Genomic DNA, 24646 nt, shown 5'->3' with positions numbered 1-24646 from the left:
CATATCGACGCTGATCTTTCCCTCGATCGAGCACACGCCTGGTTTCACGAAACGAGCCGGGGTACTCGGCGGGCAGGAGGTGTGACATGCCAAAGGAATGGAGCAATAAGCAGGAACGGCAGTACGAGCACATCAAGGACTCGGCAGAGGACCGGGGCGAGAGCCAGCAGCGGGCGAAGGAAATCGCCGCGCGGACGGTCAATAAGAATCGCGCCCAATCCGGGCAGTCGAAGACCGCGAGCCGTTCCTCGATCAAGGACAAGTCCCCACAGCAGCGCGGTGGACAGCGTTCGGGCCGCAGTGGTCCGAAGGGCCCGACCCGCGACCAGCTGTACAACGAGGCCAGGCAACGCAATATCAAGGGCCGCTCGAAGATGAACAAGCGGCAGCTCGCGCGGGCGCTGGGTAAGGACTGAGGCGGATATGGCCGTGCCGGGCGCCGCGGAGTTCGTACCGCCGCACGCGAGTCTGGCCGAGTTGCGGCGGGCCTCGTGCGGCTGTCACGGATGCGAGCTCTACCGGCACGCCACCCAGACGGTGTTCGGGGAGGGCCCGGATGACGCCGACGTCGTAATGATCGGTGAGCAGCCCGGCGACCAGGAGGACGTGCGGGGACACCCGTTCGTCGGCCCCGCCGGGCGCCTGCTCGACCGTGCCATCGCCGAAGTCGGAATCGACCGCGACCGGATCTATGTGACAAATGCGGTGAAGCACTTCAAATTCGAGGAGCGTGGTAAGCGCCGCATCCACAAGCAACCCGGACGCACCGAAATCGTCGCCTGTTCGGCCTGGCTCGACGCCGAGTTGCGGGTCATCGAGCCACAACTGGTGGTCTGTCTCGGCGCGATCGCCGCCAAGGCCGTACTCGGTCCCTCGTTCAAGGTCTCCGAGCGGCGCGGCGAGTTCGTCCCGATGCCGGATTACGCGGTGATCGCGACCGTGCACCCGTCGTCGGTGCTGCGCGCGCCCGATCGCGACGAGGCCTACGCGGGATTCGTCGCAGACTTGAAAAGGTTGCGAACGGTGTGCGGTGGTATACGACCGATGTGACGGCCGAAAATATCACCCGGCCGCATGTACTGCGCGAATACGCATTCCTCGCGGACGGCGAGCGCGGTGTGCTGGTCGGTCCGCACGGTGACTTCGCCTGGATGTGCGCACCACGCTGGCACAGCGACGCGGTTTTCGCCGGACTGGTCGGCGGTGACGGCGCGTATTCGGTGACGCCGTCCGGGCGCTACGTGTGGGGCGGTTACTACCAGTCGGGCACGTTGATCTGGAATTCGCACTGGCTGGTCGGCTCGTCGGTGGTCGAATGCCGGGAGGCGCTGGCCTTTCCCGGTGATCCACATCGGGTTGTGGTGCTGCGCCGGATCGTCGCGGTGCACGGCGCTGCCGAGGTCGATGTGGTGCTGCGGCCCGCCGGACAGTTCGGCAAGGCGGAGACACACGACCTGCACCGCACCGACGACGGTGTATGGCTCGCGCGAGTCGGGGACCTCGCACTGCGTTGGACGGGCGGCGCGGCCGCCTCGGTCCGCGATGGTCGCGGCTGGGCCGATCGGATAACGCTACGACAAGGCGAGACTCATGATCTCGTCCTCGAATTGTCCGATATCGCACTGCCCGGCGAACCACCCGATCCGCACACGGCCTGGGCGCGGACCGAATCCGCTTGGCAGCGTGGGGTTCCGAAGCTGGGGCCGTGTGCCCCATCCCGCGATACCGCTCAGGCCTACGCGGTCATGCGTGGTATGACCAGTTCCACCAACGGTATGGTCGCCGCGGCCACCACGGGCCTGCCCGAGCGCGCGGACCGCGGCGAGAACTACGACTACCGCTACGTATGGCTTCGCGACCAATGCTTCGCCGGTCAAGCCGTGGCAGCAGACGGCCCACACCCGTTGCTGGACAATGCGTTACGTTTCGTGGCCGAGCGGCTGCTCGCCGAAGGACCCGACGTATTGCCCGCGTATACGATCACCGGCCAACCCATCCCGGAGCCGAGCAATCTGGACGTACCCGGTTATCCGGGCGGTCGTACCGTGGTCGGCAACCGGGTGCGCGACCAATCCCAACTCGATGTATTCGGCGAGGCACTACTGTTGTTCGCCGCGGGCGCGCGGCACGAGCGGCTCACCGAGGACAGCCGCAAGGCGGTTTCGGTGGCGGTCGGCGCGATCGCCGAACGCTGGCCTCGACCGGATTCGGGCATCTGGGAGATCGAGGACCGGTCTTGGACACACTCCCGGCTGGCCTGCGTCAGTGGTCTGCGTGCTGTTGCCGCCGTCGCCGAGACCGGTGCCGACCCGGTGTTCTGTGCAGCGCTGGCCGACACCATCATGGCCGAAACCGCCCGCACCAGTGTGCATCCCAGCGGTGCGTGGCAGCAGGCGCCGGATGCTGCGGGTGTCGATGCGGCCCTGCTGCTGCCCGCCATCCGAGGCGGTGTACCCGCGGACGATCCGCGCAGCCTCGCCACCTATCGGGCCGTCGAGCGCGAATTGTGCACGGATTACTACGTTTATCGCTACCGCCACGACGAGCAGCCGCTGGAGACGAACGAGGGCGCATTCCTGTTCTGCGGATTCGTCATGGCGATCGCGGCCGCCCGACTCGGACACCAGGTTTCGGCGGCACGCTATTTCGAGCGCAATCGCGCGGCATGCGGTACGCCCGGATTGTTCGCCGAGGAATTCGATGTCCGGCAGCGTCAGCTGCGCGGCAATATGCCGCAGGCCTTTGTGCACGCGATGCTGTTCGAATCCTCGGTCCAGCTCACCCGATTCGGCGATGAGTAAGGAGTTGTGATGAGTTTCGAACCCCGAGTAGTGGTGATCACCGGGGCGAGTGCGGGCATCGGTCGCGCGGCCGCACGCGAATTCGCTTCGAGCGGTTGCAAAGTCGCGCTGCTCGCCCGCGGCGACGCCGGGCTCGCGGCCGCCGCCGATGATGTGCGCGCGGCGGGTGGTGAGCCGCTGACGATTCCGGTCGATGTCGCGGATTACGCGGCGGTCGAGGCGGCGGCGACGCGGGCCGAGGAGGTGCTCGGACCCATCGATGTCTGGGTGAACTCGGCCTTCACCTCGGTATTCGCGCCGTTCGAGCAGATTGCCGCCGCGGAGTTCCGGCGGGTCACGGAAGTCACCTATCTCGGCACCGTGCACGGCACCATGGCCGCGCTGTCGCGCATGCGGACGCGTGACCGCGGCGCTGTCGTACAGGTCGGCTCGGCGCTCGGCGCCCGCTCGATTCCGCTGCAGTCGGCCTATTGCGCCGCCAAGCACGCGATCAACGGATTCACCGAGTCGGTGCGGGTCGAACTGATGCACGAGGGCCGCAATGTGCACATCACGCTGGTGCAGGCACCCGCGGTCAATACGCCCCAATTCTCCTGGGTGCTGTCGCGATTGCCGAAGCGGCCACAGCCGGTGCCCCCGATCTACCAACCCGAGATCATCGCGCGCTCGATCGCCTTCGCCGCGAAACATCCTGAACGCAAGGAATATTGGGTCGGCGCGAGCACGACGGGGACGCTGCTCGCACAACGGCTCGCGCCCAGCCTGCTCGACCGATATCTCGCCCGCACCGGGTACGACTCGCAGCAGACCGATGCCGACGCCGACGCGCGGGCCGACAATCTCTGGGAGCCGGTCGACCGGGCCGGTGGATACGACTTCGGCGCGCACGGCGAGTTCGATGATCGTGCGCACCGGCGCAGTACACAGGTGTGGTTGAGCCGGGGGCTCGAGACATTGGCCAGTGGTTTTCGTCGGCATTGAGCGACGGCAGGGGCGCCGAGGCAGTATCGGTATGGGTGGGGTTGGTTGGACTGGGCCGGCGGCACAGCCCGCAGACCCCGACCGACGTCGGCGATTAACCGACCGAACCGCGGGTATGGCGCACATATGGTCCCGACGATCGACCAACTACTCCACGCGCTCACCCGGGCGGTGAATACGCTGGCGGATGCCGGTATCCGCTTCGCGGTCGCGGGTGGTTGCGCGGTGTACGCGCGCGGCGGGCCCGCCTCGGAGCACGATGTCGACATCTTCATCAAGCCCGCCGACCTGTCGCAGGCCCGCAGTGCGCTGGCCCGCGGCGGATTGCGGGTCGCCGATCCGCCGGAGGACTGGCTGACCAAGGTCTATGACGGCGGCGTCCTCATCGACCTGATCTACCGACCGAACAACCGTGCCGTCACCGACGAATTGCTCGATCGCGCCGACATGATGCGCGTCGGCCCGACGATGGCGCCGGTGATCAGCGCGACCGACCTGATGATCGACAAATTACTGGTCTTCGATGCGCATCGACTGGACCTGAGCCCACTGTTGACGATCGCACGCGATCTGCGCGAACAAGTGGATTGGGAGCGGGTGCGCAAGGAAACCGACATTTCGCCCTACGCCCGAGCCTTCCTCGGATTGCTGGACGATCTCGGAATAATCGAACCGAAGCGGGTGGTGTGAATGGATCGACCGCAATATCTGGTCGCGCACCTGCGCCGGGCGCTGGCCGAGGATCCACGCACCGCCGAACTCGGGGTGCAGGTGACGATCCGCGGCGATGTCGTCGTCCTCGGCGGCGAGGTGAGCAGTATCGAACGCAAGCTGCAGATGGAAAAGGTGGTGCGCGAACAGCTTCCGCGCGCCCACATCCACAACGACGTGCACGTCACGCCGCCCTGCGCGCCGGGGCCCGCCGAGGCGCTGGCGGACTGAGACCGGAAAGGAGTGTGGCATGCGGATCGCGGCAATCGGTGACATCCATCTCGGCGCCGAGTCGGGCGGCGAACTCCGCCCGGCACTCGCGGAACTGCACGACCGCGCCGATGTGCTGCTGTTGGCCGGTGATCTCACCCGGCACGGCACGGTCGAGGAAGGCCGCGTCGTCGCCGCGGAATTCGCCGATCTCGGCGTTCCGGTCGTCGCGGTGCTCGGCAATCACGACCACCACAGCGACGCGCAGCACGAGATCACGGCCGAGCTCACCGATCACGGCATCACCGTTTTGGAGGGCACCGCAACGGAATTCGCGGTCGACGGACACACCCTGGGCATAGCGGGGACGAAGGGCTTCGGCGGTGGTTTCGCGGGCAAATGCGCGAGCGTCTTCGGTGAGCGCGTGATGCGCGAATTCGCCTCGCACACCGTCGACCTCGCGGAGATGCTGCGCGACGCGCTGGCGGGCCTGCACACCGATATCACGATCGCGCTGACCCACTACTCCCCGATCAGCGACACCCTGCACGGCGAGCCACGCGAGATCTACCCGTTCCTCGGTTCCTATCTACTCGGCGAAACCATCGATGACCAGCGGGCCGACCTCGCTATCCACGGGCACGCGCACGCGGGCACCGAACGCGGCACCACGCCGGGCGGCATCCGGGTACGCAATGTGGCTGAACCGGTGGTGCGCACCGCCTACGTCGTCTACGAGCTGTCACCGGAAACAAAAGAATAATAAGGAGTACCGATGCCCTCGATCGGATCCATCGCCACGCTGGCCGCGGCGACCGTGGCGGCGGCCCTGCTCGCCGGCTGCGGCGGCAACGGCCCCCTCGACCCGGTGCCCGCCACCCCGACCTCCCATCCCGACATCACCATCACCTTCTCGTCCCCGGGCAGCTCCGCACAGGTGCCCAATCCGGACGAGATCACCCCGACTGCGGCGAAACAGCTGTGCGACATGCTGAAACCCGAGGTCGACCGTTGGCGCACCGAGGGCTCGCAGCTCGGCAAGCTCGACTTCAACGGCACGGTGCACGATTGGGCGGCCCGCAACGGCGGCCTCAACGACACCGTCCTGACGGACCGCGCCATCGTCGATCGCATCACCACCACCCAGTGTCCGGACGTCCGGCAACAGGTGCTCGACGCTCTGAATATCAGCACTCTCGCCGATGGTCTGGCGGGCTTCGGCCGCTGAGCGGTTACGGGGATCGCGTCGCGAGGATGCCAGCCAGGATGACCCGCAGACCGCGTTCGAATTCGACATCGGTGTCGGCGTCGAACAGCTCGGCCACCATCCGGGCGGTCCGCGGGTAACGCTCGGCATCGACGGTCTGCGCAATCCGCGCGGGATCGTAGGGATTGCTGTCGGCGTACTCCGCGCCGGATTGCGCCTGTTCCTCTATAACGAACCCGATCGTGTAGTGCAGCATGATCGGAAACACCCGCTCGGCGTGGTCCACCGAGAAGCCCGCGTCCTCGAGCGTGCGCAGGGTCAGTTCGGTGGTGCGCCACATGGCTTCATCGCTGACATAGGTTCCGGCCAGCACCTTCGCCCCATCCCGATAGCGCAGCATCGACCGGCGCAACCGCCCGGCCACCGCCACCACCCAATCCTGCCAATCCTCTCCCTGCCGTGGCGCCTCGATCCCGTCGACAGCGGAGACGAATACCCGCCGTGCCATCGCATCGAGTAGTTCGCGCTTGTTCTTGACATGCCAGTACAGGGCGGGTGCCTGCACGTCGAGGGCCGCGGCCACCTTCCGCATGGTCAGTCCGTCGAGACCGACCTCGTCGAGCAAACCCAACGCTGCCTCGGCGATCACCTTCGCATCGATCTTCACTGTCACCTCCTACTGTCCGACCTCTTGACACCTTAACAATGTTCTGGTCTCCTTAACAACGTTAAATCGCTTAACAATGTTAAGGAGACCGACATGGAAACGACCGATGTGGTGATCGCCGGCGCCGGACCGACCGGGCTGATGCTGGCCTACGAACTGCGTCTGGCGGGCGTGGATGTCGCGCTCGTCGATGGACTTCCGGCGCGCACCGGCGAATCGCGGGCGGGTGGGATCCACGCCCGCACCATGGAAATCCTTGATCAGCGCGGCCTGCTCGACGACCTGCTCCCGCTCGGCCGTGTCATGCAGGCCGGGCATTTCGGCGGCCTGCGCCTGGACTTCAGCGACTTCAATACCCGCTACCCCTTCACCCTCGCCGTCCTGCAGTCGGTAATCGAGCGCGAACTCGACCGGCACGCAACCGAACTCGGCACGGTCGTGCAGTGGGGTTCGCCGGTTGTCGGCTTCCGGCAGGACGCGACGGGTGTCGAGGTGGAAATCGGCGGCCCGAATCCACACCGGATTCGCGCTGCATTCCTGGTCGGCTGCGATGGCGGCCGTAGTGCGGTGCGCAAACTGGCGGGCATCGACTATGTCGGCACCGACGCGACCGCGACAGGCATGCTCGCCGATGTCGAACTGGCCGATCCACCCGCACAGACCGTCTTCGCGCACCGCGCCGGTGCGGGCGACTTCTCCGCGGTCCAATTCGAGCCCGGCTGGTACCGACTGCTTGTGCAGCGCCACGACCTCGTCCTGGAGCGCGGCGCCGAACTGAGCTTCGAGGATTTCCGCGCCAACTTCACCGAACTCGCCGGCACCGACTTCGGCATGCACAGCCCGCGCTGGATCTCGCACTACAGCGATGCCGCCCGACAGGCCGACCGCTACCGCGTGGATCGCGTCTTCCTGGCCGGGGATGCCGCGCACATCCACTACCCGGCGGGCGGTCAGGGCCAGAACCTCGGGGTGCAGGACGCGATGAATCTCGGCTGGAAGCTCGCCGCCACCTTGCGCGGCAACGCATCCGACGAACTGCTCGACACCTATGAGTCCGAACGCCACCCCATCGCCGCCCGCGTCCTGCACAACACCCGCGCCCAGACCGCACTCGGACGTCCCGGCCCGCACACCGACGCACTGCGCGACATCATGAGCGATCTGATCGATATGGAGCAGGTGCGCCACCGCCTCGGCCTGATGATCACCGCGCTCGACATCCGCTACGACATCAAGGGCGAGCACCCGCTCATCGGCCGTCGCGTCCCGGATGCCGATATCACCACCTCGGACGGCGACGCTCGGGTCCACGAACTGCTGCGTGCGGGCCGCCCGGTCCTGTTGATACTCAACGGAAACGACGTGCCGGCTGTCCCGGAATGGCACGACCGGGTCGAGATCATCAGCGCCGTCGGCCGCGCCGAGCATTGGACCATCCCCGGTTTCGGTGCGATCCAAGCTCCCGCCGCTGTCCTGCTGCGCCCCGACGGCTACGTCGCATGGGCTACTGGCGAACCCACCGCCGCAGGCTTGACCGAAGCACTCACCACCTGGGTCGGCGCCCCCGAATCCACGGGCGGATCAACTGTTCGATGACCTGCCCCTGCCCGCCGACTCGACCCGCCGCGCGTCTCCCACCACCACCGGCCTCGATGTCACCGCCCCGGCGGGTGCCGAACCGAGGCCCGGCGCCCTGGCCCCGCGACCGGCCAGGCACCCGCCGAATTGCGGCCCGAGCGGCAGCGCGCCAGCAACCATCAGTTGCCACCCACATGCGGTATCGGGATATCGCGGCGATCGCGCGATTCGATGCCGCGAGCAGACTCCAGCTCAGCGTATCGGCCGCCATTTTGGAATCCCTTTACAAAAGCATGACCGAAATTAGACACGAAGATTGAATACGCCAAGGAATAGCGGGAAGCAGTACGGTGACCGTTTTGTCCGATTTATCTCCATACGAATCGAGATCGCCAGTTGATCTTGTCGTCTCCCGTGTGACACTGTCGCCCAACGGACATCGCTCGAAATCTCGCCGTAGAAAGATCAAAAACGTTGCCTTCCAAAAGGGTTGTTAATGTGTATGCTATCGATCAATTAAGACCCCACTACGAGGTGGGATGACCGGCGAAGGCGGTGTCGCAATGGATGTCAACGCACTCCGAATGCGCCGTGCGACTGTCTTCGCAATCGGCGTCGGCGTGCTGACCCTGGCAGCGACCGGTCCGCTCGACCGGCTGCTGCTCGGCCTGTTCATCTGCATCGGACTCGGACTCGGTTGGGTGAATGCACAACTGACCCGACTGACGGTGAACCGAGTCGCCGACGCCGAGAAACCGCGGAAGCAGGGGTTGTACCTCTCCTCCGCGACTCGACTGATCGCAATAACCGGCGGTTCGCTCGCAGTGGGTTTCCTGGCAAGGCCGCACGGCATCGGAATCTTCTTCGGCCTGGCTGCCTTTCAAGTGATTCTGGTGTTGGTCACCGTCTTGCCTGAAGTGAAGGAGCTTCGCCAGCAATCATGACGAATCAACTCGCCTTCATCGCCCAGTCGGCGCTTCCAGTGCTCGCACAGGAAACGCCCGCCGAAGAGCCGAAAATCAAGGTCGGCGAACACGCGGTCGCGCATCTGTGGGGTATGGACTTCAATGTCGACACGATCATTTCGACCGCCATCGCGGCGGCGATCGTACTCGGTCTGGCGTTCTACCTGCGGGCGAAGCTGACTTCGGGCGTGCCGAACGGCGTGCAGCTGTTCTTCGAGACCGTGACGGTCCAGATGCGCAACCAGGTGGAAAGCGCCATCGGCATGAAGGTCGCGCCGTTCGCGCTGCCATTGGCCGTCACGCTGTTCATCTACATCCTGTTGTCGAACTGGCTGTCCGTGCTGCCGGTGCAGTACGGACACGGCGAATTGATCGCACCACCTGCGTCGGACGTCAACTTCGTCTATGCGCTGGCCCTGTTCGTCTTCATCATGTATCAGGGTGCGGGTATTTATCGGCGCGGGCCCGGTGGGCATGCCAAGCAGTTGCTGAAGGGCCACACCGGATGGGGCCCGATGGTTTTCATCAATGTCATCGAGGAAGTCGCCAAACCGCTCTCGCTGTCGCTGCGATTGTTCGGCAACATGTTCGCGGGCGGCGTGATGGTCTCGGTGATTGCACTGTTCCCGTTCTGGATCAGCTGGGGGCCGAACGCCATCTGGAAACTCTTCGATCTCTTCGTCGGAGCAATCCAGGCATTCATCTTCTCGCTGTTGACCGTCCTCTACTTCAGCCAGTCGATGTCGCTGGAGCACGAACACTAGCCCCGACGACCGCTTTCGGGTCGTTCTAAACAACAACAGATCGGCGCCGCCGATCGAGCTCAGCAAAGAACAGGAAGTGAAAAATGGCAGACGCAACCACGGCAGCCATCATCCAGGGCGCGCTCATCGGCGGCGGCATCATTATGGGCGGTGGCGCCATCGGCGCGGGTATCGGTGACGGACTCGCCGGTGCCGCGTTGATCAACGGCGTTGCCCGTCAGCCGGAAGCCGAGGGTCGCCTCCGCGGTAACTTCTTCCTGACCGTCGGTCTGGTCGAGGCGGCGTACTTCATCAATCTAGCGTTCATGGCGCTTTTCGTATTCGCTACTCCAGGTAAGTAATTCAGTATGACTCCGCGAACGGATGTTGTTGCCGAGGGGAACTTCCTGATCCCCAACGGCACATTCTTCGCCGAGCTGTTGATCTTCCTGATCGTGCTCGGGGTCATGTGGCTGTTCGTCGTTCCGCCGATACGCAAGGTATTGGCGGAACGCGAGGCGAGAGTCGCCGAAACCGCGGTCGACAACAAGGAAGCCAAATCCTTGTTCGCCGACGCCGAAGCGAAATATCAGGCGGCCGTCGCGCAGGCGCGCAGTGAAGCGGTCGAGATCAGGAACCAGGCAAGGCACGAGGGCCGAATTATCCTCGAGCAGTTGCGAAGTGAGGCGCAGGACGAGGCCGACAGGATTGTCGCGGAATCCGCGACGGAACTGCGGGCCCAGGCGGACCAGGTGGCCGCGGAGCTGCGTGAGGCTGTCGAACCGCTCGCCGAGACATTGGCCGATCGAGTGCTCGGCATCAAGGATCGGCACGCCGGCTCCAGCGCCGGCCATCAGTCAGAACGAGCGTAGCCAATGAACCTCAACAGCGGCATCCTTGCCGAAGGGGCAATACACGCAGCCGAGTCCGAGGACTCGGGCATCTTCCACATCACCTTCGACTGGCCGATCTTCTTCAGCCAGCTCTTCGGTTTCGCGGTCATCATCTTCGTCATCGTCAAATGGGTGGCACCGCCGGTCAAACGGCTGATGGCCAAGGCGCAGAACAATATCCAGAAACAGCTCGAGGAGAACCAGCAGGCGGCCGACCGCCTCGTCGAGGCCAAACGCGCCTACGACAACGCGGTCACCGACGCCCAGGCCGAACTCGAGCACATCCGCGAGGATGCGCGCGCCGACGCCGAACGCATCATCGCCAAGATGCGCGAATTCGCCGACGCCGAGGTTGCCCGGGTCCGCAGCCAGGGCCGCGACCAGATCGCCCAGATGCGCACCCAGCTCATCCGCGATCTGAAGGACGAGCTCATCACCACGGTCATGGACAGCACCGAGGAAAAGGTCCGCTACGAGATCGGCTCCACGCACGTGGCGGCCGACAGTATCGACAAATTCCTCGAGGACCTCGAGGCGATGGCCAACGCCGAGCCACCGGTCCGACGCCGCGCCGAGCCCTGGGCTTTGTAAAAACCGGGTGGTCGCCGGACCGCATGCCCTGGCATGCTGGCCGCGTGAGCACCGCGCAGATCACGATCGATTTCGCGCCCGAATTGCGGCTGTTCGTCGCGGCCGCACAGCGGGACGGTCGCTCGTCCGTGCGGATCGACACCGTGTCGACGCTCGGACATATCGTGGAATCGCTCGGCGTCCCGCTCACCGAGGTGGGCGAGCTGCTGGTCGATGGTCGGTCGATGAGCCCGGCGCATCTGCCCGCCGACGGCGATGCGGTCTCGGTGCGCGCCGTGGTGCGCCCGCAGCGATTCGACGAACCGCTGCGTTTCCTGCTGGATATCCACCTCGGCACCCTGGCGCGGCGGCTGCGGCTACTCGGCGTCGACACCGCCTACGAGAATCCGGATATCGGCGACGCCGCACTCGCCACGCGCTCGGCAACCGAACATCGCATCCTGCTCTCCCGCGATCGCGGACTGCTGCGTCGACGCGAAATCTTCGCTGGCGCATACATTTACAGTCACCGTCCCGTCGAACAACTCGACGACGTGCTATCGCGTTTCGCACCGCCCCTTGCGCCGTGGACCCGCTGTACGGCCTGCAACGGCCCGCTGCGCGTAACCGATAAGCAGACCCTGCGCGGACAACTCCCGGACGAGACCGAACGCACCTACGAAGCGTTCGCACAGTGCGTCGACTGCGGCCGGACCTATTGGAAAGGTGCGCATCACGCGCGACTCGACGCGATCGTCACCCACGCCCTCCGCTTCGGCACCTGACCGCGATATCGCGCGCCTTCCACGCCACACGCCTCCCCACACCACACTCCTCCCAACGCCACACGCCTCACCAAGCCACACGCCTGTCCGCAATGACGCGCACCTCTCCGCGCTGCCCGAAACTCGTCGACGAGACGTGCGTGGCGCGCGAAATCGATCCGCGGGAGACGTTCCCGCACAGCCGGATCAGGCTCCGAACGCACCTTCGAGGCGGCTGCGGGAGCCCGGGTGGACCAGGCGGGCCACACTGACCAGAGCGCTCGCGGACCAGGTGCGGCGGCGGATCTGGAGACACGGTTCGGTGCGGCGGATGCGCAGTAGCCCGCAGTCCTCCTGGCTGCCCTGCACGGCCTCGACGACGTGTTCGCCGCGCACCAGCGGGGCCACCTCGCTGAGGTACCGGTTCGGGGTGATCTCGGCGAAATTCTGGTCGAGATAGCCGGGTGCGGCCGCGGGGTTCACGTAGCGGTCCTCCACCTGGATCGGCACCTCGTCGTCGAAATGCACCAGCAGCGAATGAAAAACCGAATCGCTCGGCCAATCGTCGAGCAGTGGGTTGTCGGTATCGAGGGGTTCGCTGCGCAGGAAGATGACCTCGGTGCGGTGCCGATGACCGCGCTGCTGGATCTCGTCGGCGATATTGCGCACCTCGAACAGCGGCGAGGCCACCTTCGCGGGTGCGACGAAGGTGCCGACCCCCATCATCCGAACGACCACCCCGGCCGCGGCCAACTCACGCAGTGCCCGGTTGACCGTCATGCGGGAGATCCCGAGCGCGTCGACCAGCTGATGTTCCGAGGGCAGCTGGTCCCCCGCGACCCAGCGTCCGGCACCGATCTGCGTGCGGATCAGGGTCTTGATCCGCTCGTACGCGGGTGCCGTATCGGATCCGGACGCCGCGAACAAGACCGCCAGGTCTGCATCGCCCACCGGGCGGGCCATCGCCACCACCTCTCACCTCGCCTGGCCGCAACCTTAGCCGTTCCGGTTGACAGTCACTTGTATATACAGGACTATGCATCTGGGCAGGCTGTCCTAGCTGCTCCCCTTCTCCTGATGGAAGGCGGATCCATGCCGCACCACGACGAAATCGACGCCGGACTACAGATCGAGCGGCGCACTATCGAGGTAATTCCGGATGCCGAACGCCACGGCACGCCGCGCAATCAATTCACGCTCTGGTTCGGGGCGAATATGCAGATAACCGCGATCGTCGACGGTGCGCTCGCGGTGGTATTCGGCGCCGATGCGTTGTGGGCGATCATCGGATTGCTGCTCGGCAATATTCTCGGCGGCATTGTGATGGCGCTGCATTCGGCGCAGGGTCCGCGGCTCGGATTGCCGCAAATGATCTCCAGCAGAGCGCAATTCGGCGTCCTCGGTGCGGTAATGCCGCTGTTGCTGGTGATCGTGATGTATCTCGGTTTCGCCGCGACCGGTACGGTATTGGCCGGTCAGGCGGTGAACAAGATTCTGCACGTGGACAATTCGACCGTCGGCATACTCGTATTCGGTGCGCTCACGGCAGTGGTCGCGGTGACCGGCTATCGGCTGATCCATGTGATCGGGCGAATCGCCACCGTGGTCGGCATCATCGGCTTCACCTACCTGACCATCCGACTGTTCGCCGAATACGACGTCAGCGCCTACGTCGGCACCAAATCCTTCGACATCGTGACCTTCGTCCTCGCGATCTCGCTCGGTGCGGGATGGCAGCTGACCTTCGGACCGTACGTCGCGGACTATTCGCGCTATCTACCCCGCACGACCAGTGCGCGCACCACCTTCTGGTCCACCTTCGCGGGCAGCGTGCTCGGATCGCAATGGGCGATGACGCTCGGCGCACTGGTGGCCGCGGTCGCCGGAAAAGCGTTCTTGGGGAATCAAGTCGGCTTCATCGGCGACCTCGCAGGCCCGTCCGCGATCGCGCTGCTGATCTACCTGGTCATCGTGGTCGGCAAGCTGACGGTGAACTGTCTCAACGCCTATGGCGGGTTCATGTCCATCCTGACATCGGTTACCGCATTCAACGGTCGGTCGCACACCACGCAGGCCGCGCGGGCGGCATATATCGTCGGCTTCACCGTGGTGTCGATGCTGATCGCCATCGGGGCCAGCGCCGACTTCCTCAATAACTTCAAGAATTTCGTGCTCGTCCTGCTCATGGTCTTCACCCCGTGGAGTGCGATCAACCTGATCGACTACTACCTGATTTCGCGCGAGCGCATCGATATCCCGGCGCTCTACGATCCGGACGGCCGCTACGGACGCTGGAACCTCGCCGCGCTGGCCTGCTACACCCTCGGCATTCTCGCCCAGATTCCGTTCCTCGCACAAAAGCTCTACACCGGCCCGATCACCGATCTGCTCGGCGGCGCGGATATCTCCTGGATCGTCGGCATCATCTTCACAGCGGCCATCTACTACCCGCTCGCACGTCGTACGAGCAACCCGCCGGACCGCATGATCTACCCCGCCGACACGGTTGCGACGACCCACGTTTCAGCCGAGTAGTACGCCCCAACTCTGGCGCGAATCCACTGACGCGCGGATCGATTTCGGCGATCTCCACCGGCTTGCTCAATCATAACTAGTTACCGGCTGGTCGGGTGTAGACCTTGGTAGAGCGATCCGCACGCACACGCCGGGAGGGGTTTTGCGCATCGATTTGGGCCGGGATCTACGGGAGCGCGCCGACAAGAACGATGACATTCCTGAATGGCGGCCGATTCATTTCGATCTGGCCATCGATAGAGACCGGTCGGCATTATCCGAACTACTGGCGACAACGGACGTGCGGGTACACGACACGCTTTCCGAGCAATTGCGACAACTCGTGCTCGCGCGCGAACCCGCTTGTCCCCGTGCCGAGTTGGACGAACGCGTAGGGCAGCTGCATGGCACGGATCCCGCCGAATACGGCATGTGGGTGTGGTACCCGTGGTCGGCCGATCTCGTACATGTACTGCCCGAGACGGAATTCCGGGAGGTTCGCACCGACCGCAACCGCTATCGGATCACCCGGAAAGAACAGCAGCGGCTGGCACGGATGCGGATCGGCGTGGTCGGGCTCTCGGTCGGCAATGCGGCCGCACTCACCCTCGCACTCGAAGGTATCGGCGGTTCGTTCAAGATCGCGGACCTCGACCGGCTCGGCCTGTCGAATCTGAATCACATCCGCGCCCGCGTGGCCGACTTCGGCATCGAGAAGTCCGTCATCGCGGCGCGGCAGATGTTCGAGATCGATCCGTACCTCCGAATCGAGCGGTGCCCGAGGGGAATTCGACCCGAGGCCATCGATGACTTCCTGCTCGGCGGCGGTGGTCTCGATCTGCTGGTCGAGGGGTGCGACGATCTGTACACCAAGGTGCTACTCCGGGAGCGGGCGCGCGTCCACGGCATTCCGGTGCTCATGCAGACCAGCGATCGGGGCCTACTCGATATCGAGCGCTTCGATATCGAACGGGATCGGCCGATCTTCCACGGTCTGCTCGGTTCGGTACGGGCCCAGGATCTGCGCGATTTCACGACATCGGAGAAGATCCCGTACGTCCTCGAAATCCTCGACGCGACCCGGCTCAGCACCCGCGCGGCGGCCTCGCTGCCCGAGGTCGGACGAACGATCGGCAGCTGGCCACAGCTTGCCTCCGGCGTGGCGCTCGGCGGCGCGATCGTCGCGGATGCGGCACGGCGACTGCTGCTCGGCGAACCGGTCGGATCCGGGCGCTACTACGTCGATCCAGGCGAGTTGATCGACACGAAGCATTGCATCCATCGCGAACCTGCCGCGCCCGCACCATTATTCGCGATCGCCGAAGAGGCCCGAACGGATCCGCCGCTGCCGCCGCAACCGTCGGGGTGCGCGACGGTGTCGGACGATGCCGTGCGGTGGATCGCGGCCATGGGCACACTGGCACCCTCCGCACACAACACCCAGCCATGGGCGCTGATCTGGCGGCGCGATAACGCGGTCCTGGAGTGCCGTCACGACCCGAGACGTGACCTGCCCAGCCTCGACTTCGCGCACGGTGCAACGTGGGTCGCGTTCGGTGCGCTGCTGGAAAACATGGACCTGGCGGCCGGACAGCTCGGACTGCGCACGCGGATCCGGACGTGGCCCCGAGCCGACCTCGTCGCCACGGTCGAACTGTCCGGCGCACCGGAATTGGCGACGTCACCGCTCGTCGCGCATATCCCGACCCGAGTCACCAACCGGCATCGCGAGTTGCGGCGACCGCTCGATGCGGAGACGGCGCAATCGCTGGTCACCGCCTGCGCCGAATTCGGCGGACGGTTACAACTGTCCTGCGAGAGAACGGAATTGGCGGAACTCGGCGCGCTGATCGGCGCGGGCGATCGCATCGCTCTGCTGAACCGGGCGATGCACCGCGACGCGATGAGCGGCTATCGGTGGACACCAGAGGAGGTGCGAACCGAACCCTACGGTCTCGATATCGCCACCGCCGAACTCAGCGCGGCCGAACGTGCCGCACTGCGCCTGCTCAGCCAGTGGCGAGTCGCGGAATGTCTGTCCGAGATCGGCGGCGGCCGTGCGCTGGAAGACCTTTCGCGGCACGCGGTGGCCGGCGCCGCCGCGGTCGGACTGCTGACGATGCCGGGCGTGTCACGCGAAAGCTATCTGCGCGGCGGGCGCGCAATGCAGCGGATGTGGCTCACCGCGACGGCGAAAGGCATTGCACTGCAACCGATGACCGCACTGCCCTACCTCTTCGCCCGCCTCGAACGCGGCGGTGGCCACGGCCTGTGTAAGCGCGAGCAGGCCGAACTCCGCGAGCTGCGCGTCCGCTATCAACGGGTCTTCGAGACCGATTCGGACCATGCCGAGGTGCTGCTGTTCCGACTCGCGCACGCGGGACCTCCGAGCGCGCGGTCGCTGCGCCGTCCGTTGGTTCAGGTCCTCGAATTCGCCTGAGTCGCGAACCGCCGGGCTACGAGGCGTGGTGCGTCGGGTGATAGTGCTCCCAGGCGTCGGCCAGTGCCTTGCGCACGTTCGCGGGCAGGTAATCCCGGATCTCCGCACACAGGTGGACGCTGTTCCCGCAGTCGTCGCACCAGATCCGGACCGTACGTGCGTCCTTGGCAACGGCTGCCGCGATCCAGTCGGCGCGCATATTCCCGTGGTCGACGGTGGCTACCCATCTGTCCCCGTAGCCATCGACATCCTGATGGATGGCATTGACCATGGTCACCGCGAACATCGGGTTGGGCTGAGCCTTCTTCTTCGTCATAGCGGGAAAACCTCCGGCCCGGTCGAGCGAAATATTCGTGCGACATCGAAGTAATACCTCCCGGCGAAGGGTAGGTCCAGCAACCTGGCGGTGACCGATTGCTTCGTGACGCAAGAAGCAACCGTAACTCCGGCCGACCTGCCCGGCAAGAGGCCGATTTCGGGTGGAAACCGAAGGGAATCCGCAGGTAAAGAGATCGCAAAGGCGCTGGGCCTATTACCGGTATGACGCCGCTGCCGCTCGTGCTGCCGCGCTGAACGCCCGCATGATCTGGGCCACAGCAACCCCTCGGCCGGAACCTGGCCTGCGCTACCGGGTTCCGGGATCGGTCAGGGGGAAGGGGTTGGGCACGAAGGGGACTCCGGATCGCGGCGGCGCGGGAGCGGGAATCGGATCGAGCGCTCGGCCGAATACTCGCTGAGGGCCGACCGGCCGTCCCTGCGCAGATGTATCCACGCCGCGATCAGAACGATCAGGAATTCGATGACGTAGCCGTTGATCAAGACCTTGGTGATCGGCCACCACGGCGGCAGCAGGAACACTCCGATCGACACCCAGGTCTTGCTCCAGTGATAGGTCCACGAGGCGGTCACCGTGAACAGCACCGCCGCCGCCACCCACCAGCGCCAGTTGTCCAGCCCCTTGTGCACGAGGAAGACGAACAGCGGCACGAACCACACCCAGTGGTGCCCCCAGGAGAACGGCGACACCGCGCAGGCGGTGAGACCGGCCAGGGTGATCGACAGCAGCCGCTCACCTCGCTGATACAGCGCCGTGGTGACCATCATGCTGGCGATCGTGACCGAGCCCGCGATGAGCAACCACAACCACACCGGCGCGGGACCGCCGAGCAGATGCGCGATGACGCCGCGGATCGACTGGTTGGACGGGTGGTCGTCCGGCGCGATCCGATTGGATTGGAAGAACGTCGAGGTCCAGTACTGCCGGGAATCGGCGGGCAGGATGACCCAGGCGAAGGCGACGGAGGCGACGAAGGTGACGAATGCGGTAACCGCCGCACGCCAGTGCCGCAGGGCCACGAAATAGGCGACGAAGTAGATCGGGGTGAGTTTGATGCCCGCCGCGAGTCCGACGCCGACGCCACGCAGTTTGCTTCGGTCCCCGCGCAGCGCGTCCAACAGCACCAGCAGCATCAGCACCAGGTTGATCTGCCCGAAGTAGAGCGTCTGGCGGACCGGCTCGATGAATGCGCAGGTGGCCGCGATCAGCACGCTGACCACCACCAGCCGAGTCGTGATCCGATAGCCCAACAGCCGCCAGCTGAGCAGCACACAGGCGATGAGTACGGAGAGGTTGACCACCAGCCAGGTGTTCGTCACGTACCCCCACGGCACCATGTAGATCGGCACGAACGCGATGGTGGAGAACGGCGTGTAGGTGTACAGCAGGCCGCGCATGGTCGGCTCGGTGTACAGCGGCAGATCGTGCACGATGCGCCACGCACCGTCCCGATAGATGTGCACGTCGAGGCCACCGACCAGGAACCCGCCCTTGTCCAGGAAGGGATCGATGGTGGTGAAGAGCAGGATCACCGACAGCAGGGCGCTCCCGGCGAGCAGGTATATCGCTGGTCCCGTACGCGGAAACTCCAGCTTCCGGGTGTCTCGCACCGATCCGCTACGACCGAGGCAACACCGTCGCAGGATTCGAAGTACAGGATCCTGTTGGGTGATAAGACCTCATCACGACGACCGATCCATCCCTTCGTCCCGCACCTGCTGCACTACTGCGATAACCAGTTTTTAACGTACCTAATGACCCGCGCCTGCATCATGCCCCGAAGTGCCGGGGCAAGCAAACCGCGGAATCATCGTTGCCTGCTGGCCCTGGCCCGCCTGCGCTCCGCCTGTAGTTCGGCAAGTTCTTGTTCGAGCATCTCGGCGATGCGGAACTGCCCGGTGTCGTGGATATCGGGCGTGCGAACCACCTGCAGGTGCGAATCCGGCTCGGCGGGTGCGCTGCCCTTGCCGCGCGCGTTCTCGGTCGTCCTGCTGTCCTTCCTGCCCTCGAGCGAACTGGGCTTGCGCGCCGTCGCCGCGGCTGAGCCGTTGCCCCTGCGCAGTGCCGACACGACCGACGGCTTGTTCTCCGCGGCGGGCTTCTCCTGGCTTACCGGTGCGGCCTTCCGTGCGGGCGCCTTGGCCGGGGGCGGCGGGCTCTCGACCTTCGCGACGGGCTTGGTCTCGTCCGTAGCGACCGGCTCGGGTGTGGCCGGTGCGAAGGGGTTGTTCTTGGCGACCACCGGCTTCGCGGCCACCGGTGCGGCCGGCTCCTTGACAACCGCGGTGCGGTTCTCGGTCTTCGCGGGAGCGGGACGCTGCTCGGCTACCTGGGGCTCGGCATGGTCCGGCGCCTGGCCGTTGGTCGGCGCGCGACGCTTCTCGGGTGCGTCCGAACCCTCCTGCGCAGCAGGGCTTTCCCCGTCCGGCGACTCCTCGACCTCGACCGCTTCGGCCTCCACGATCTCGTCGCCCGCCAGCTCGGCACCCTGTTCCGCACCTTCGGCAGCCGCCAGTGCCGCGTGTTCGGCGGACTCTCTATCCGCCCCCGGCGCCACCAGGGCCGCCTGGGTGTTCGCGCGGTAGGACGCGATCGACGGCATCGTCTGCTTGAGTTGTTCGGCCGGATCGGGCAGCTCGCGGACCTGCTCGGTGGCGCGGTAGATGGCCAGGCCATAACGTGCGCTGGCCGCGTCGTGAATGAGCAGGGCGACACCGATCATCACCGGCGCCACCGCGTGCACACCGGTCTCGTACCACTCCCCGTCGCGCAGATACGGGTAGGTGTTGAGGGTGACGGTCAGTGACAGCAGGGCGATTTCGGCCGCGGCGACCTGTCGGCGGTTGTCGATCACGCCCCATTCGGCGACCTTGTTGGTGCCGACCATGATGATGATCAAGCAGACGCTGATCATCGCCTCGATGAGGTAGCTGAACCAGTACAGCGGATCGGAAGGCCCGCCGGGCGCGATGTTGTGCTGCACATTGACCGCGGACCACAGCATGCCCGCCGCGACCACGCCGGCCAGCGCGCGCAGTGACCATCCGCGGTGCCGGTACAGCGACGCCAATTTGGCGTGCGGACTGGACTCCCGCCGCTGTGCCGCAATTGCCTTGCGGGCTACCAATAGATCTCTGATGTCGGCCTTCTCGATTGCTTCGGTGGTCTGCCGGGCGCGGTCGGCCGCGGAGGCCGCGGCCTGAACCTGTTTCCATCGCTGTGCGCGATCCTCGCCGCGAATCTTCTCCGCGAGCTCACGCTCCGCGATCAGTTCGTCCTCGGAGAGCGCCTCGGTCAGCGCGGGGTCGAACTGATAGGCCAGTCGGCCCCGGGCCCGCTCGACCCTTCGCGCGAGCTGTCCGACCTCGTCCTCGATGGGATGATGCTCGATGGTCAATTCGACTCCCAGCGGGAGAGATTCGACGGCAGACAAGTGATCACGCGTGGGAGTGGCACCAGACATTCATAGTCGATTCACCGTTGCCAGCGAAACTGTCAATTTGCCGCCAGTGGGTCGTCCTGCGGCGTGCCGCGCGCGACACACGCATCCGAAGTCTCGATTTTACGACGATTCAGCACGCATTAACGCCACCCGCCGCGCAATGAACATACGGTTCACCGGCTCGGATTCGATGCGGCGCGACTGCTTGCCAGCAGCAAACAGCCAACCAGTCGGTTCATTCAAGGGGTGTCGAGACATTCGGGCGTGTCGCCCCCAACTGGTCGATAGGTCAGGCGATTTCGGATCCGCTGGGCCGATGCGCCGCGACGTAGTCATCGATCTCGCGCAGGAATCCGTCCAGGCGTCCCGGGGTCAGCCAGGAGGCGCGGAACGAGTTCTTGGCGAGTTCGACGATGCGGTCGAGATCGAGTTTCGCGTTGGCGGCGAGGGACAGATAGTTGTCGGCCGCATAGGCGCCGAAGTAGGCCGGATCGTCACTGTTGACGGTGACCGCGAGGCCGCGACCGAGCAGCGTGAGGATCTCGGTCGACTTCATCTGTTCGGTCACAAAGGAATTCGAGACCGGACAGCAGGTGAATCCGATGCCCTTGGTCTTGGCGAGTTCGACCAGGCGCTCGTCCTCGACGATATTGGTGCCGTGGTCGATGCGGTCGACGCCGATATCCTCCAGCGCCTGCCTGATGTGTTCGATGGAGCCTTCCTGATCGATATCGCAGTGCATGGTGAGCAGGAAGCCCTCGCGGCGGGCCCGCTCGAAGACGGCTGCGAATTTACTTGGCGGATTGCCTCGTTCGTCCGAATCCAGTCCGACGCCGATGATCCAATCCTGGTACGGCAGCGCCTCGAGCAGCGTCGCCATCGCGTACTCGGCCGAATAGTCGCGCAGGAAGCACAGGATCAGCTCGGCGGAGATGCCGAACTCCCGGCGCGCCCGCACGATCGCCGAGCGATACCCGCTGATCACGGCGCCGAATTCGACACCGCGCCCGGTATGCGCCTGCGGGTCGAAGAACATCTCGACATGTCGGATGCCGTCGGCGTGCGCCTTTGTCAGATAGGCGAAGGCCAAGTCGTCGAAGTCCTGCGACTGCTGCAGCACCCGCATGGCCGGGTAGTACACCTGCAGAAACGAGGTCAGATCGTGGAACTTATAGGTCTGCTTCACCTCCTCGACGGTCCGCTCGGGCAGTTCGATGCCATTGCGTTGCGCCAGTTGGAACTTCAGCTCCGGCTCCAGCGTCCCCTCCAGATGCAGATGCAATTCGGCCTTGGGCAGGCCGCGAACGAATGCGGCGAGATCCGTTGACATGCAGCCATCATCCTCCTGGACGGCCGCCGTCGGGTCCGTTCAAGCCGCGTCCGACAGCGCCTCGTGCCAGTGCCAGGTGTCGGTGTATTGGTGCAGGGCGAACAGCTTTTCATCGGCGATGTGCCAGATGTGGGCGAATTCGGCGGCCACATGCTTGCCGGTCGCACGGGCGGTGCCGCGGTAGTGGCCGGTCACGATGACGGTGTCCGGATAGGCGTCGAACCAGTCCTCGGCGAAGGGGGCGATCTCGTATTCGCGGAACACCGGCTGCCAGATGCCCGCGAGCGCCGCTTCCGGACTGTGCGCCTGGGTGACGCTCACGCTGGGCATGCCGGGAGCCACCCAGCCCTGGAAGCGCGGATGTAACGCATCGAGGATGCCGGCGGCGTCCCCGGATTGCGTTGCTTTGTAGAACTTTTCGACCACGTCTCGGTTGCTCATAGGCTCATATTAGAGGGATCGTTCTATATCGACCAGAGGGAAGGGCCGGTGATCCGCCACACAGCCCTCGGGCACGAGGTCCGGCGGCTAGGCTCGGTCGGATGATCCTTCGCCATGTGACCGTCGATTGCGCCGATCCGTATGCGCAAGCGACGTTCTGGAGCGCCGTCACCGGGTGGCCGGTGGCCGAGCTGGACGGACCGGGGGGCGACGACGCGCTGGTCGAGGCGCCGCCCGGAACGCCCGGATTGCTGTTCATCCGGGTGCCCGAGGGCAAGCAGACGAAGAACCGGATCCACTTCGACTGGATGCCCACCGAGCGCAGCCGGGACGAGGAGGTGCGGCGGATCATCGAGCTGGGCGCGAAGTTGTACGAGGACCATCGCACCGACGACGGGCTCGGCTGGGTCACGCTGGTGGACCCCGAGGGCAATGAGTTCTGCATCGAGCGGAGCAGGGCCGAGCGCGACGGCTGACTCGTCAGTTGCGGATTCGGGATCGCAGTGCGAGAACGCCTGCGGCCGAGCCGATCATCGCCAGGCCGACGACCCATAGTCCGGCTCGCTGGGTGCCGGTGAGGTCCTTCAGTGCGCCGGTGACATACGGTGCGACAAATCCACTGACATTGCCGATGGAGTTGATCAGGGCGATACCGCCCGCCGCGGCCGCGCCGGAGAGAAAGGTGCTCGGCAGCGCCCAGAAGGTGGGGAGCGCGGCGAGCACTCCCACGGCGCAGACGGTGACCGCGACCATGGCGGCGAACGGGTTGCCCAGATACAGCGCCACCGGAATCGCGAGCCCGCCGACCAGCGCGGGCAGTGCCACATGCCAGGTCCGCTCACCCGTTCGGTCACCGTGCCTGCTCCACAGCACCATCACGACGGCGCCGATCACATACGGCACCGCATTGATGAGCCCGCGCTGCACCACCGAATAGTGAGTGCCGTACTGCTGCTGGAAGCCGTTGATGATGGTGGGCAGGAAGAATCCGAGCGCGTACAGGCCGTAGACGATGCCGCCGTAGATGAAGGCGAGGCCGAGCACGCGCGGATGGGTGAGCGCCTTGCGCACCGTCCAGTGTTCGACCCGCGCGGCCTGCTCTTTGTCGAGTTCCGAGGTGAGCCAATCTCTTTCGGCCTCGGTCAGCCACTTGGCCTGGGCGGGCCGGTCGGTGAGGAAGAACCAGGTGACCACCGCCAGGACGATCGCGGGCACACCCTCGACCAGGAACATGAATCGCCAACCGCTGAGGCCGAAGACACCGTCGCCGTACTGGATGATCAGGCTCGACACCGTCGAGCCCAAGGCGGTCGAAATCGGCACCGCCGTCATGAACAGCGCGACGATCTTCGCGCGCTGGGTCTGCGGAAACCAGTAGGTGAGGTACAGCAGGATGCCGGGAAAGAATCCGGCCTCCACCACGCCGAGGGTGAATCGCAGGATATAGAGCCAGGTTTCGTTGGGCACGAATGCCATGGCGGTGGCGACCACACCCCAACTCACCATGATTCTGGCTATCCAGCGGCGCGCACCGAACCGGTGCAGCGCCAGATTGCTCGGCACCTCGAGTACGAGATAGCCGATGAAGAAGATGCCGGAGGCGAAACCGAAGGCCGTCTCGGTCAGCCCCAGCTCCGTTTTCATACCGCTGGGCCCGGCGAATCCGATATTGACCCGGTCCAGGTAGTTGATGAAATACAGCAGCCCGAGATAGGGCACCAGTCGAACCGTGACCTTGCGCAACGTCGCGCGGGACACCTCGGGCGTTCCATCCATTCGCGAACTCTCGACCCGCATCCGCCCCGCAGTCAAATTCCCAGGCCCGGCGATACGAATGTTCGACACCGGACAGCCGACACGTCATGTGCGGGGACCCGAGCGTTCAACCGGCAACCGTACCGTTCGAGGCAGAGGCGAACGGAGATTCCCATGCTCGAGCCGCGACTTCGAACCCTATGGCTGGCAAATGTGGCCGCGGGCGCGGCCGCTGTGACCGTGCGAACCCCACTTTACGCTCGACCCAGAACCACCAATTCCGTTCGTGTGCAACGG

26 protein-coding genes are annotated in these 24646 nt (G+C 65.2%); 18 read left to right on the top strand and 8 right to left on the bottom strand.

The features are described 5' to 3' along the window. Positions 1-86 precede the first annotated feature (86 nt). From ACIBW7_RS09910 to ACIBW7_RS09875, 8 genes are all read left to right on the top strand, one after another. Positions 87-416, top strand: a complete 330-nt coding sequence (locus tag ACIBW7_RS09910; RefSeq protein WP_397045919.1) for a plasmid stabilization protein — start codon at positions 87-89, stop codon at positions 414-416. Positions 417-423: 7 nt separating this feature from the next. Then, positions 424-1050, top strand: coding sequence for a UdgX family uracil-DNA binding protein (locus ACIBW7_RS09905; RefSeq protein ID WP_397045918.1), 627 nt, complete (start codon positions 424-426; stop codon positions 1048-1050). Beyond that, positions 1047-2801, top strand: a complete 1755-nt coding sequence (locus ACIBW7_RS09900) for a glycoside hydrolase family 15 protein (RefSeq protein WP_397045917.1) — start codon at positions 1047-1049, stop codon at positions 2799-2801. The genes ACIBW7_RS09905 and ACIBW7_RS09900 overlap by 4 nt, the downstream gene beginning before the upstream one ends. A 9-nt stretch (positions 2802-2810) precedes the next feature. Then, the gene (locus ACIBW7_RS09895; RefSeq protein WP_397045916.1) at positions 2811-3782 is read left to right on the top strand and encodes an SDR family oxidoreductase; all 972 of its coding nucleotides are present in this window, start codon (positions 2811-2813) and stop codon (positions 3780-3782) included. Positions 3783-3908: 126 nt separating this feature from the next. Beyond that, positions 3909-4472 carry a nucleotidyltransferase family protein gene (locus ACIBW7_RS09890; RefSeq protein WP_397045915.1) on the top strand — a complete coding sequence of 188 codons (564 nt, stop codon included), beginning with the start codon at positions 3909-3911 and terminating at the stop codon, positions 4470-4472. After that, positions 4473-4724: a BON domain-containing protein gene (locus tag ACIBW7_RS09885; protein ID WP_040687356.1), complete on the top strand. Its 252-nt coding sequence runs from the start codon at positions 4473-4475 to the stop codon at positions 4722-4724. Between the two features lie 19 nt (positions 4725-4743). Further along, on the top strand, positions 4744-5466 hold the full coding sequence (locus tag ACIBW7_RS09880; RefSeq protein ID WP_397045914.1) for a metallophosphoesterase: 723 nt from the start codon (positions 4744-4746) through the stop codon (positions 5464-5466). A 12-nt stretch (positions 5467-5478) separates the two neighbouring features. After that, positions 5479-5931 (top strand): hypothetical protein, encoded by a 453-nt coding sequence (locus tag ACIBW7_RS09875; protein WP_397045913.1) that lies wholly within the window; start codon positions 5479-5481, stop codon positions 5929-5931. A gap of 4 nt (positions 5932-5935) precedes the next feature. Here the strand turns inward: ACIBW7_RS09875 and ACIBW7_RS09870 are convergent, their stop codons facing one another. Next, positions 5936-6577: a TetR/AcrR family transcriptional regulator C-terminal domain-containing protein gene (locus ACIBW7_RS09870; RefSeq protein WP_397045912.1), complete on the bottom strand. Its 642-nt coding sequence runs from the start codon at positions 6575-6577 to the stop codon at positions 5936-5938. Positions 6578-6670: 93 nt separating this feature from the next. Between ACIBW7_RS09870 and ACIBW7_RS09865 the strand changes: the two genes are divergently transcribed. From ACIBW7_RS09865 to ACIBW7_RS09835, 7 genes are all read left to right on the top strand, one after another. Further along, entirely contained in the window at positions 6671-8173 is a 1503-nt protein-coding gene (locus ACIBW7_RS09865) for an FAD-dependent monooxygenase (protein WP_397045911.1), read from the top strand. Between the two features lie 521 nt (positions 8174-8694). Beyond that, entirely contained in the window at positions 8695-9099 is a 405-nt protein-coding gene (locus ACIBW7_RS09860) for a hypothetical protein (RefSeq protein WP_397045910.1), read from the top strand. Next, positions 9096-9884, top strand: coding sequence for a F0F1 ATP synthase subunit A (atpB, locus tag ACIBW7_RS09855; RefSeq protein ID WP_397045909.1), 789 nt, complete (start codon positions 9096-9098; stop codon positions 9882-9884). The genes ACIBW7_RS09860 and atpB overlap by 4 nt, the downstream gene beginning before the upstream one ends. Positions 9885-9967: 83 nt before the next feature. Further along, on the top strand, positions 9968-10225 hold the full coding sequence (locus tag ACIBW7_RS09850; protein WP_397045908.1) for a F0F1 ATP synthase subunit C: 258 nt from the start codon (positions 9968-9970) through the stop codon (positions 10223-10225). Between the two features lie 6 nt (positions 10226-10231). Continuing rightward, positions 10232-10735 carry a F0F1 ATP synthase subunit B gene (locus ACIBW7_RS09845; RefSeq protein ID WP_397045907.1) on the top strand — a complete coding sequence of 168 codons (504 nt, stop codon included), beginning with the start codon at positions 10232-10234 and terminating at the stop codon, positions 10733-10735. Positions 10736-10738: 3 nt separating this feature from the next. Beyond that, positions 10739-11347, top strand: coding sequence for a hypothetical protein (locus tag ACIBW7_RS09840; protein ID WP_397045906.1), 609 nt, complete (start codon positions 10739-10741; stop codon positions 11345-11347). A 44-nt stretch (positions 11348-11391) separates the two neighbouring features. Continuing rightward, the gene (locus tag ACIBW7_RS09835; protein ID WP_397045905.1) at positions 11392-12111 is read left to right on the top strand and encodes a Mut7-C RNAse domain-containing protein; all 720 of its coding nucleotides are present in this window, start codon (positions 11392-11394) and stop codon (positions 12109-12111) included. Positions 12112-12297: 186 nt separating this feature from the next. Here ACIBW7_RS09835 and hutC read toward each other — a convergent pair whose 3' ends face one another. Continuing rightward, a complete protein-coding gene (gene hutC / locus ACIBW7_RS09830) occupies positions 12298-13053 on the bottom strand; it encodes a histidine utilization repressor (RefSeq protein ID WP_397045904.1) in 756 nt (251 codons plus the stop codon). 129 nt (positions 13054-13182) lie between these two features. On the opposite strand from hutC, the gene ACIBW7_RS09825 reads away from it, so the two are divergent. Beyond that, a complete protein-coding gene (locus ACIBW7_RS09825; RefSeq protein ID WP_397045903.1) occupies positions 13183-14625 on the top strand; it encodes a purine-cytosine permease family protein in 1443 nt (480 codons plus the stop codon). A gap of 142 nt (positions 14626-14767) precedes the next feature. Next, positions 14768-17044 carry an Rv1355c family protein gene (locus ACIBW7_RS09820; RefSeq protein ID WP_397045902.1) on the top strand — a complete coding sequence of 759 codons (2277 nt, stop codon included), beginning with the start codon at positions 14768-14770 and terminating at the stop codon, positions 17042-17044. 16 nt (positions 17045-17060) lie between these two features. On the opposite strand, the gene ACIBW7_RS09815 is transcribed toward ACIBW7_RS09820, so the two are convergent. The 5 genes from ACIBW7_RS09815 to ACIBW7_RS09795 form a co-directional block, all read right to left on the bottom strand. Further along, the gene (locus ACIBW7_RS09815) at positions 17061-17360 is read right to left on the bottom strand and encodes a hypothetical protein (RefSeq protein WP_397045901.1); all 300 of its coding nucleotides are present in this window, start codon (positions 17358-17360) and stop codon (positions 17061-17063) included. Between the two features lie 329 nt (positions 17361-17689). After that, positions 17690-18991, bottom strand: coding sequence for a glycosyltransferase 87 family protein (locus ACIBW7_RS09810; protein ID WP_397045900.1), 1302 nt, complete (start codon positions 18989-18991; stop codon positions 17690-17692). 197 nt (positions 18992-19188) lie between these two features. Further along, a complete protein-coding gene (locus tag ACIBW7_RS09805) occupies positions 19189-20778 on the bottom strand; it encodes a hypothetical protein (protein WP_397045899.1) in 1590 nt (529 codons plus the stop codon). Between the two features lie 334 nt (positions 20779-21112). Next, the gene (gene add / locus ACIBW7_RS09800; protein WP_397045898.1) at positions 21113-22153 is read right to left on the bottom strand and encodes an adenosine deaminase; all 1041 of its coding nucleotides are present in this window, start codon (positions 22151-22153) and stop codon (positions 21113-21115) included. Positions 22154-22192: 39 nt separating this feature from the next. Continuing rightward, complete coding sequence (locus ACIBW7_RS09795; RefSeq protein ID WP_397045897.1) at positions 22193-22594, bottom strand: nuclear transport factor 2 family protein; 402 nt, start codon at positions 22592-22594, stop codon at positions 22193-22195. Positions 22595-22695: 101 nt separating this feature from the next. On the opposite strand from ACIBW7_RS09795, the gene ACIBW7_RS09790 reads away from it, so the two are divergent. After that, the gene (locus ACIBW7_RS09790; RefSeq protein WP_397045896.1) at positions 22696-23070 is read left to right on the top strand and encodes a VOC family protein; all 375 of its coding nucleotides are present in this window, start codon (positions 22696-22698) and stop codon (positions 23068-23070) included. Positions 23071-23074: 4 nt separating this feature from the next. Here ACIBW7_RS09790 and ACIBW7_RS09785 read toward each other — a convergent pair whose 3' ends face one another. After that, positions 23075-24370, bottom strand: coding sequence for an MFS transporter (locus tag ACIBW7_RS09785; RefSeq protein WP_397045895.1), 1296 nt, complete (start codon positions 24368-24370; stop codon positions 23075-23077). Between the last annotated feature and the right edge of the window lie 276 nt (positions 24371-24646).

This window comes from Nocardia sp. NPDC049526 (genome assembly GCF_044465765.1).
Taxonomy (GTDB): Bacteria; Actinomycetota; Actinomycetes; order Mycobacteriales; family Mycobacteriaceae; genus Nocardia.
Note: the sequence above shows the minus strand (reverse complement) of the source record. Positions and strands in the feature narration are given on the sequence as shown.